7 protein-coding genes are annotated in these 10,392 nt (G+C 65.7%); 4 read left to right on the top strand and 3 right to left on the bottom strand.

The features are described from left to right. Positions 1–176 precede the first annotated feature (176 nt). Together AC1VS5_RS08820 and AC1VS5_RS08815 are read left to right on the top strand one after the other, a co-directional pair. The gene (locus AC1VS5_RS08820) at positions 177–992 is read left to right on the top strand and encodes an AzlC family ABC transporter permease (protein WP_481218395.1); all 816 of its coding nucleotides are present in this window, start codon (positions 177–179) and stop codon (positions 990–992) included. Continuing rightward, positions 989–1,318, top strand: coding sequence for a branched-chain amino acid transporter permease (locus tag AC1VS5_RS08815; RefSeq protein WP_481218394.1), 330 nt, complete (start codon positions 989–991; stop codon positions 1,316–1,318). Before AC1VS5_RS08820 ends, AC1VS5_RS08815 begins: the two co-directional genes overlap by 4 nt. 44 nt (positions 1,319–1,362) lie before the next feature. Here the strand turns inward: AC1VS5_RS08815 and AC1VS5_RS08810 are convergent, their stop codons facing one another. The 3 genes from AC1VS5_RS08810 to AC1VS5_RS08800 are packed head-to-tail and all read right to left on the bottom strand — an operon-like array spanning position 1,363 to position 5,248. Beyond that, positions 1,363–2,583 carry an FAD-binding protein gene (locus AC1VS5_RS08810; protein WP_481218393.1) on the bottom strand — a complete coding sequence of 407 codons (1,221 nt, stop codon included), beginning with the start codon at positions 2,581–2,583 and terminating at the stop codon, positions 1,363–1,365. Then, complete coding sequence (locus AC1VS5_RS08805) at positions 2,580–3,446, bottom strand: electron transfer flavoprotein subunit beta/FixA family protein (protein ID WP_481218392.1); 867 nt, start codon at positions 3,444–3,446, stop codon at positions 2,580–2,582. The genes AC1VS5_RS08810 and AC1VS5_RS08805 overlap by 4 nt, the downstream gene beginning before the upstream one ends. After that, positions 3,446–5,248: an FAD-binding oxidoreductase gene (locus AC1VS5_RS08800; protein WP_481218391.1), complete on the bottom strand. Its 1,803-nt coding sequence runs from the start codon at positions 5,246–5,248 to the stop codon at positions 3,446–3,448. Before AC1VS5_RS08800 ends, AC1VS5_RS08805 begins: the two co-directional genes overlap by 1 nt. A 315-nt stretch (positions 5,249–5,563) precedes the next feature. Between AC1VS5_RS08800 and AC1VS5_RS08795 the strand changes: the two genes are divergently transcribed. Further along, positions 5,564–5,908, top strand: coding sequence for a hypothetical protein (locus tag AC1VS5_RS08795; RefSeq protein ID WP_481218390.1), 345 nt, complete (start codon positions 5,564–5,566; stop codon positions 5,906–5,908). A gap of 138 nt (positions 5,909–6,046) precedes the next feature. Continuing rightward, positions 6,047–10,392: MSCRAMM family protein (locus tag AC1VS5_RS08790; RefSeq protein WP_481218389.1), on the top strand; the 4,346-nt coding region annotated here is incomplete at its 3' end.

Genomic DNA, 10,392 nt, shown 5'->3' with positions numbered 1-10,392 from the left:
CCGAACCCGAAAGAAGCGCATGCCCATTTCAAAAAAGAAGACTTGACCAAACACAATTCAGTATCTCCCTGCAATAAATGATGTACGATACGGGACATTGACCATGCACTGAATAGAAACGCGAGCAACGCCCCGTGCCCCATCAACCACTGCACCCAGCTCCATCAAGCGGCGCGATGCACACCGATAGACCTCGTGCCATCTCGTCTGCGCTTCGCGCAGCCATACCACCGACGCTTCCCATCCTCGCCGGCTTCGTCTTCCTCGGCATCACCTGCGGCGTCTATAGCGTCTCGCTCGGGCTGCCGTGGTGGACGCCCACGCTCATGGCCTGCCTTATCTTCGCGGGCTCTGCCGAGTTCGTCGTAGCCTCGATGCTCGCGGGACCGTTCGCGCCGCTTCAGGCGTTCGTCACCGTCTTCATCGTTAACGCGCGGCACCTGTTCTACGGGCTCTCGATGCTCGAGCGATTCCGCGGCCTCGGGCACAAACGCCCGTATCTCATCTTCGCGCAATGCGATGAAACGTTCTCCATCAACTATTCGACGCGCCCGCCGGCCGGCGTGGACGAAGGATGGTTCATGTTTTTCGTGAGCCTGCTCAACCAGCTGTACTGGGTGGTTGGCTGCACGCTCGGCGGCGTGCTGGGCAGCGTGGCAGCACTTAACGTGGCGGGCGTCGACTTCGCCATGACGGCGCTGTTCGTGGTGATCTTCCTCGACCAATGGACCAAAGATCCAAGCCATGCGAGCGCCGTGGTGGGCATTCTGGCCTCGCTCGTCGCACTCGCGCTCTTTGGGCCTGACGGATTCATGATCCCCGCGCTCGCGCTCATCCTTGCCGCGATAACGGTTCTGCGAAGCCACCTCGAACCGGCCTACGATACGTGCAAGAGCGGGTCCGTGGCTTCTGCATCGGATACCTGCGAGAACGGGCCCGTGGCCTCTACGCAAGATACCGCAGGTGCGCACCATGGGGGCGATGCGCGATGACGACCACGCAGATCATCCTTACGATTCTCGCTGCCGCGGCTGCAACGGTGCTCACCCGGGCCCTGCCGTTCTTCGCTTTCCCCGCAGACCGTCCAGCGCCGCGCTACATCCGCTACCTGGGCAATGCGCTCCCTGGAGCGATTTTCGGCCTGCTCGTGGTTTACTGCCTGCGCAGCGTGAGCGTGCTCACCGGCACGCGTGGCATACCCGAAGCGCTCGGTATTCTCGTTGCCGGCGGGCTCTACCTTTGGCGGAAGAACATGCTCGTCGCCATCTTTGCAAGCACCGCGCTCTATATGGTGCTCGTGAACCTCGTGTTCGTGTAACCGAGCCAAACAACGCGACCGTCGTGGCCGCGCGGCTCCGCATCTCAGTCGCGGGCTTCGAGCTGGGCGACGAGCTCGGCTGCTACCTCGATGGCATCGCCCACGACCGCATAGCCTGCCACGCCGAAGATGGGCGCAGCGGCATCCTCGTTGATGCCAACAACCGTCTCGGCACCACCGATTCCCGCCAGATGCTGGATAGCACCCGAAACGCCAATGCTCACCAAGAGCTTCGGCGCGACGGCCGCACCCGTTTGACCTACCTGGTGGGCATAGTCGAGCCAGCCGGCCTCCACGAGCGGACGCGTGCAACCGAGCTCAGCGTGAAGCAGCTCTGCCAGGCGCTCCATGAGCGGGAGATTCTTCTTGGACCCGATGCCCCTGCCCACGACCACGAGCCGCTCTGCCTGCGCGATCGACCCGCCGGTAACAGGCTCGATGCCAAGCACGGCAACGCGCGGCGCAACCTCGGGAGCCAAGGGGGCTTGGGTGATGATGCCCGCCGCAAGATCAACGCACGTGCCCGCCCCAACCGTCACGCGCTCAGGCGCCGCAAATACGCCCGGCCGCACCGTCGCCATCTGAGGACGATGCGCGGGGCACTCGATCGTCGCCATGAGGTTGCCGCCGAACGCAGGGCGCGTTTGCAGCAGAGCTCCGGTCTTGGGGTCGATGTCGAGCGCGGTGCAATCGGCGGTAAGGCCCGTCTGCAGGCGCACCGCCACGCGTGGGGCAAGCTCGCGGCCGAACGCCGTTGCTCCGAACAGCATCGCCTCGGGGCGGCGCTCTTCGGCAAGCGCGCAAATCCATTGCGCGAACACCTCGGCGTCTGCATGCGCGAGGCGCTCATCCACGGTGTGGATCACCTCGGCAACACCGGTCGCGGCAAGACGCTCCGCCTGGCGAGGAGCTCGTCCCGCCTCACCAAGCACCGCCACCACCTGGCAGCCGCGCGCTTTGGCGAGCTCGAGCGCCTTGCCGACCAGCTCGAAGACCACCGGCAGCAGCGCGCCCTCCGCATCAACCTGGGCAATCACCCAGATGTCACGACAGGCGGAAAGATCGCGTCCAGGCCCCTCGCCGGCCTCGTCGCGCTCAAGCGAAATCGCATCCACCGGGCACGCCTCCACGCACCCGCCGCAGAGCGTACAGGCGTCGGTCGGGCGTGCCAGGCGGCCCTCGACCACGATGCCGCCGAACGCGCACGCGCGCTCGCAGCGCTTACAGCCCACGCAGCGCGCGGCATCCACCATAAGCCCGCTCATAGCCCCGCCTCCTCAGCTAACGCGATGATGCGCGCCGCTTGCTCGGGCACGCTTCCCTCCAAGACCTCGCACGTGTCAGAACGCTCGGGCACAAACGACCGCACGACCTGCGTCGGAGAACCGGCAAGGCCCGATCGCGCGGGGTCGGCCTGCACGCGCGCTGCGCTGAGCACCGCCACGGGCGCACCCGCGGCCGCACGTACCCCCGCGATGCTCGGCATGCGAGGCTGTGCGATGTCTTTGGCCACGGTAAGCACCGCCGGCAGCGGAACCTCGACGAGCTCGATGCCCGCATCGGTCGCATGGCGCACGGTAACGTGGCCCCGCTCAATCGCAACTAGCTCGCGCACGTCCGTGACGCAGGGCATATCGAAGAGCCCTGCGAGCTCCGGCCCGATCTGCGCCGTGTCGCCATCGACCGCCATCTTGCCGCAGAGGATGAGATCCGGAAGAGAGGGGACAGGGGCGGCTTCTCCGTGCTCCGAAGCACCGGACGCGGCGGCGTCGCTCATGCTCGCCGAGCCAAGCTCGCGTATACCGCATGACAGGGCATAACTCGTGGCAAGCGTATCTGCACCGGCAAACGCGCGATCAGAAAGAAGGAGCGCATCGCTTGCGCCGCGGGCGATGCCGTCGCGCAAAAGTGCCTCCGTAGCCGGAATGCCCATGGAGAGCACGCTCACCCTACAGCCCTCGCCCGTAGCAGCACGCTCATCCTTGATAGCCAGCGCCACCTCGAGTGCAGCGGCATCGAAGGGGTTCACCACCGACTCGCGGCCATCGCGCACGATGGTATGAGTGACGGGGTCCATCTTGACCTCGGTCGAGCTCGGAACCGCCTTCACACAGACCACGATATGCATCAGGACACCTCCCCGGTGTTCATAGCTTTAGCTAACGCATCTGCCGGTGCAGCCGCCGACGGAACAGGCGCGGCATCAGCGCCAACAGCCGCAGCATCCGGTCCGGCGCCCGAAGCATCGGGGCCGGCGTCTGCGGCATCCGGTCCAGCACCTGCGGCATCGGCGCCCTCGGGCACCGCCGCGCCCTCCCTGCGGACCTCGTCGAGCAGCGCCACGTCAAACAGGTTGCCACGCCCCAGCTGGCACGCCGGGTCGAACGCAAGCTTGAGACGTGCCATCTCGCGCACATGCTCTGAGCCGTACATGGTCGTGAGGAAATCGCGCTTGAGCTTGCCCACGCCGTGCTCGGCCGAAACCGCGCCGCCCATAGCCGTGACATCTTTGGCCCAGCGCGCAAAGAGCGCCTTGCCCCTCGCGTATTCCTCAGCATTGCGCGGCAGAACATTTACATGCAGGTGGTTGTTGCCGATATGCCCCCATGCGGCCGACTCGAGCCCCTCCTCGGCCAGCGTCGAGCGGTAGAGGGAGATGACATCGCGCAGACGGTCGTCGGGAACGGACATGTCGCTGCCGAGCTTGGTGATCGAAGGCTCTTCTCGGCGGCGCTCGTCGATGAGCATGTTCACGCTCTCGGGAACGGCATGGCGGAAGAACCGGAGCGTCTCGCGGTCAACGGCGGTACGGGCCACCCAAGAGTCCCTCTCGCTTCCGCCCGCCGCGCGCACGATGGCGCCGAGACGCTCGAGGTCCGCCATGGCCTCATCTTCCACAGGTGCTTGGAGCTCCACATAAAGGCAGCAGCCGAAGCGCTCGGGAAGCAACGGGAGCGCCGCGAAGGCCGAGCCCTGGGCACGGGCGCGGCGCAGCACGTCAAGGGCGGCTGGGTCGAAGTACTCGAGCGCCGCCGCATACTTGAGGTCTGCGCGGGCAGCTATGGTTGCCTCGACCGCTTGGCCCTCGGTCGCAAAGAAGCAACTCGCCGCCCAAACCACCGCAGGCGCCGGCATGAGGGCGAGCTCGAGCTCGGTGATGATGCCGAGGGTACCGTCCGAACCGATGATAAGGTCGAGGGCGTCCATGTCGTCCTCAACATAGTAGCCGGAGGCGTTTTTGGCGCGCGGCATCTGATAAGTGGGGAGGTCCGCTTCGATGGTCGAGCCGCCCTCGGTCTTGAGCATGAGATGCCGGCCGTGGGCGCGGACCTCGTCCCGGCGCAACGCGACCACGTCGCCGTTTGCGAGCACGAGCCGTAGCGCCGTCACATGGCCGCGCATGGCGCCGTAACGAAAGCTCCGTGCGCCCGAGGCGTTGCATGCGGCCATACCGCCCAGGCAAGCAGAGGTCTCGGTGGGGTCGGTGGGGAACATCTGCTCCGGAGCCTCGGCAAGACGCTGCGCGGCGGTAAGCGACGCCTCGTCCCAACCCTCGGTAGGAAATGCCTTTGCTGCCAGGTACTTTCGAAGTTCGGAAAGAACGAGACCAGGTTGAACGCGCAGGTAGAAACGCCCGTCCTCCTCGCGCAAGCCGAGCGGGCGGTTCATGTGCGAGAGGTTGAGCACATGCCCGCCTTGAGGCACGGCGCCCGCTGCAAGGCCCGTGCGCGCGCCCTGCACCGTGATGAGCGTACGCGCCGAGCTGAGTGAGCGTACGATGGCGCGGACCTCGTCCTCGGTCCGTGGGAACGATAGGGACTCGGCCGTCCCCCTGCTCCGCGACTCATCGCCGCGATACTCGTCGTATTCGCTCGAGAACTTGATGATGGCCGGAATGGTGGGTGTCGGACCAAACGAGGTTGCAGCCACGGCCCGCCCCCTTTCTCGATGCTGGCTGGCAAACACATTCGCAGCAGCCACCGCGAACGCATAGAGACACGTGCTAGAAATTGTATCGGGACCGACGCTGCCGCATGGCCGGACCTCGCCCGCGTCGCTCATTAGTAACATGAGACGCGACATGCGCGCGGCCGCCGCGCGCAAAACCTCCATACTTCGATTTTCATCCCCTCTGAGCTGCGCGGTTCAGACTTTGTTTAGATTCATTGGGACATCGTTCAGTTCTACCTCCTAGCGTTCATGCCAGCGAGCCCGGACCGGCCGGGCGGCGTGATTGGAGGAGCCATGGCAGTGTATCTACCCTCAGCGAAAATCGCCGTTGAAATCGTGGACGACCCAACGAGCCTACCCGCAGACCTCAGCGCCTTTCCGGATTTCACCATCGTGCCCATCACCCGCGCCGACCTGCGGAGTCCGGCGGCACGCGACCGCACCGTCAATCGAATCGCGCGCATGGCGGCGAACAAGACCGGCACGCACGCCGCATCCGATACACACGACCAGCCAGCGGGAACGTCGACCTCCACGCCGCGCACAGCATCCAAACGCGAGCGCAAGCAGCTGCTGGACCTCATCAACACAGGGCTCGACCTCACCCAAGGGTCGGCGACCGCCCGCGTGGCGGTATAGGCGCGCAAAAGCACCAAAGCGAAACAGCCCAGGACGAAACGGCTCAGGGCAAAAAGAATCCCGAGCGGAGCGGCCCCAAGCGCAACGATTCCGAGGCGGAGCCGCTAGGAGGAAACGACAGACCGATAGGAGGTATCCATGCATAGCAGCAAGCGCCGAGGAGGCTTCAAGCGAGGAGGCCTGCGCATCGCAATGCAGCTGATAAGACGAATTGCGACCTCTACGGGAGGCGGCTGGAGCGGGGCGGCCGCCGTTTTAATCGCCGTGGCCCTCGTCGCGCTGTCCGTTGTCGCGGCACTAGCACCGTCGACGGCGCAAGCACTCGCGGACATCCCGTCCTCGTTCAATCAGAACGTGACCGTCACCCGTCGCGATATCGGAGCGAGCAACCGCTCCCCCATCTCGAACTGGTATCTATCCGACGGCACATGGGTCGTCTGTGGAGAGCCGTTCCACGGCACCCCCGACACTGGCGATGTCTACGGTCCCGCCGTGCCGGTGAGCCAGTTCACCTACGACGACACCCACGACTCCGGCCCCGTCGCATCCGCCCCGTGGGTCACGGGCTCCTCGAGCTTCGATCCGCACGCGATGGCCTACGCCGCCGCCTACGCGCCCACCTCAGCACTCGGCCAGGCGACATACGGCTTTTCCGGGCGAAGCGACCAGCTCGTCGCCGCATGGGAGGTGACCAAGCACCTCCTCATGGGCGCCTCCGTGGAGGGTGAGTCCCTCATGTACAACGGCGGCACCTACACGAACATCTACCGCTCCACCAACGACGGGAGCACGACCGGCCGCGTCGCCAACGCCGTGGAGCTCGCAAAGATCCAGCGCCTCGTGTCGGACGCTCGCGCGCACGCCGGCCAATCCGGCTGGTGGGACGACGCGCTCTGGCTGCGGCGGAACCTGACAGACGGGTCCGCGCAGAACATCTTCGTCATCATCCCCGTCAAGCCGGACGTGCGCATCACCTTCACCAAGGTCTCCGCCGACGCCGAATTCACCGCCGGCAACGACGAGTACGCGTATGTTGGTGCAACCTACGACATCTACGATGCCTCGACCGACCAGAAGATAGCCAGCATCACGACAGATGAGAGCGGTCATGCGAGCTATCAGCTGCAGCAGGACAAGCGCTACTACGCCGTTGAGACCAAAGCGCCGCAGGGGTTCAAGCTCAACACCGAGCGCCACTACTTCACCACCGGAAGCAGCGATTCTAGCGAGGAGCTTGCGGATAGCCCGGGCGCAGTCCGGCTTACCATCCAGAAGAGGGATTCCGCCACGCTCGATGCGGCGCAGCCCGGGGCTACGCTCGAAGGAGCCGAGTACCGGCTGACCGATGCGAACGGCCGCGTTCAGACCGCGGTGACGAACGAGGACGGGCTGGTCGTCTTCCAGGACATCCCGTTCGGCACCTGCACGGTCGTGGAAACCAAAGCGCCAACCGGGTACAAGCTCGATTCGACCGTTCACACGTATACCGTGAGCTCAGAGCAGATGACCGCATCTGGCATCGTTGAGCTCGAACCTGAGGACGACTTCAAGGAAAGCGTGATCGCGTTCGACATCGAAGTCGCCAAGTTCAAGGGCGCCGATGAATCCTGGGACGAGGGCGACGGGCATGAGGAGCCGGCTGCCGGCGTCCGATTCGAGATCGTCTCCAACACCACCGGCAAGGCGGTGGGCTCCATCACCACAGGCGAGGACGGCTTCGCCGAGACGGACGGCCTGTGGTTCGGCGAGGGCGAACGCCCCGAGGGCGTGAACGGCGCCCTGCCCTACGATGCGGCCGGCTACACCGTCCGCGAGGTCGACGATACGGTGCCCGACGGCTTCGACAAGGTGGGCGACTGGACCATCTCCGCCGAGCAGATGGCGGACGGCGCGAAGCTGCGCTACATCCTGAACGACCAGGCGATCAGCACCCGCATCCAGATCGTGAAGCAGGACGCCGAGACCGGGCAGGCCGTGCCGCTCGCCGGCTTCACCTTCCAGATCCTCGATGCGAAGGGCGACCCCGTCTCCATGACGGACAGCTACCCCAACCCCGTCGAGCTCACCGAGTTCACCACCGACGAGAGCGGCTGCGTGACGCTACCGGAGACCCTCGAGCCGGGCGAGTACTCTGTGCACGAGGTCGCGGCGGCGGGGCCGTACCTCACGGGCGGCGAGGACGTCGCGCTCACCGTGTCCGGCGACCATGAGGACGCGGTCCCTACCGCGGCCATCGTCTATTCGGACGCGCAGGCGAAGGGCCGCGCCACCGTGACCAAGCGCTGCAGCGCCCCGGACGGCTCCGATGAGGGCCATGTGCATGACGAGGACTGCGCGGGAGAGCTCGCCGGTGCGGAGTTCGACGTCGTCGCCATGGAGGATGTCGTGAGCCCCGACGGCACCGTGCACGCCACCGAGGGCGAGGTCGTCGACCACGTGACCACCGGCGAGGACGGCACCGCGACCACCGAGGAGCTCTACCTGGGCGACGGCACCGCCACCTACGCGTTCGTCGAGACGAAGGCGCCCGAGGGCCACGTGCTCGACGCCACCCCGCATGAGTTCACGCTCTCCTACGCCGACGACGATACGGCGCTCGTCGAGGTCGAGGTCGAGGTGGCCGACGCCTACACCGAGATCACGATCGACAAGAACATCATGGGGACTGGCCACCCACTCGCTGGCGCTACGTTCCAGGCATGGGAGGCCGGCCAGGAGATCGATGTCGAGCCCGATGACGGCATGGCGGCGGCCGCCGTGCGCGCAGAGGGCGAAAGCGCAGCGACGCTCATCGAGGCCGTGGACAACGCCACGATCGAGGCCGATGTGCCCGAAGGATACAGGCTGACCGTCTCCCGCGACAACTACTCCGCCGACGTCGAGGGCTCCATCGCCGTGGACCCCGGCGCCTACGAGATCGCCCTCACGGACGCCGATGGCGAAGCGATTGACATGGGCGGCGAATCGAAGCTCGAGGTGGAGGCCGGCGAGGCCGTCAAGGTCTCCTGGTCCGAGCCCTTCCTCTTCTTCGGCGGGCTCGATATCTCGCGCGGCCGGATCGAGAGGGAGAGCTACGAGCTCAGGCTCGATGAGGGGGCCGGGGCACTCATCGCCACCGACGTCCCCGCCGGCGCCTACGAGCTCGAGATCGGCGGCGAGGGCGCCGGCAGGGTCGAGCTTACCGCTGGAAAGACCTTCTTCGGCTCCTATGCGGACGGCGATCTCTCCATCGAGAGCCACCTACTCAAGCCCGGCGAGGAGCACATCGAAATCGTGACGGACGATGACGGAACCGCAGCCATCCGCCACCTTTCGCCCGGCAGCTACCGCCTCGAGGAGACGGACGCCCCGGACGGCTTCCTCGTGGACGGAGGTGTGCGCTACTTCTCCGTGTCCGACGACGGTCTCACCGAGGGGCTCGAGAGCTTCCCGCTCGAGATCGAGGACGACTACACCAAAATCGACCTCTCCAAACGCGATATCACCAACGAGGACGAGGTAACGGGAGCCAAGCTGGCCGTAATCAGCCCCGACGGGGGTGTTGTGGAAAGCTGGACCTCCGATGGCACCGACCATCGCATCGACGGGCTCGAGCCCGGCAACTACAAGCTCGTGGAGCTTATGGCCCCGCACGGCTACGACGAGGCGACCGCGGTCGACTTTACCGTGGAGCCCACCGGCGAGGTACAGCGCGTGGTCATGTACGACGAACCCATCACCGTCGAGGGCTCTATCGACAAGCGCCAGGAGGTCGCCGACCCCACCCACCCCCACACCGATGCCGACACAGACGCCGCGCGTGCCGAGGTCTCCGCATCCGATGACGGCTCGTACGACTATTCCGTTGACTTCCGGAACGAGAGCAGCACGTGGGTCGACGAGTTTACCGTGACAGACGAGATTTCCGCTGCATCGGACGGCCTCGCCGAGCTCACGGGCATCGTGACGCCCGTCGCGGGCGAAGACTACGACGGCCTGCTCAACGTCTGGTACCGCACGAGCACCACGTCAGCTGATTACATCGACCCGAGCGACGCCAACGCCACACGCTCCGACGGGCACGCCAACCCTTGGCTTGATCATGAGACGACCGAAGAAGCCCTTGGCGACGACAGTCGAGCCATCGATTACACCGGTTGGCGCCTGTGGGCTCAGGACGTAAGCGCCACCGAAGCCACCGAGCTCAGCGTGACCGACCTCGGCCTCGAGGAGGGCGAGAGGGTGATCGCCGTGCGCCTCGAGTACGGCCGCGTTGAGGAGGGCTTCTCCTCGCGCACCGACGAGTGGGGACGCGACGACCTCAAGCACGAGCGCGACGACGTCGATAACGTCGCGCCAGCCCACGAGGGAGATGAGCTTGAAGGTGCGGAACGAGCCCCGCTCGTGCTCCACATGAGGGTGACCGATAGGTACCGCGCCAGCACGGAGCTCGTGAACAGCGCACGCGTCGACCTCTACCGGAACGGCGGCAACACCACAGAAGA

It is taken from the genome of Enorma sp., from assembly GCF_982429025.1.
This window is presented reverse-complemented; position numbering and strand designations above follow the sequence as displayed.

Bases quoted from the DNA above. Each gene is read 5' to 3' on its own strand.
- AC1VS5_RS08820 (WP_481218395.1), top strand. From the start codon at position 177: ATGCACACCGATAGACCTCGTGCCATCTCGTCTGCGCTTCGCGCAGCC.
- AC1VS5_RS08815 (WP_481218394.1), top strand. From the start codon at position 989: ATGACGACCACGCAGATCATCCTTACGATTCTCGCTGCCGCGGCTGCA.
- AC1VS5_RS08810 (WP_481218393.1), bottom strand. From the start codon at position 2,583: ATGAGCGGGCTTATGGTGGATGCCGCGCGCTGCGTGGGCTGTAAGCGC.
- AC1VS5_RS08805 (WP_481218392.1), bottom strand. From the start codon at position 3,446: ATGCATATCGTGGTCTGTGTGAAGGCGGTTCCGAGCTCGACCGAGGTC.
- AC1VS5_RS08795 (WP_481218390.1), top strand. From the start codon at position 5,564: ATGGCAGTGTATCTACCCTCAGCGAAAATCGCCGTTGAAATCGTGGAC.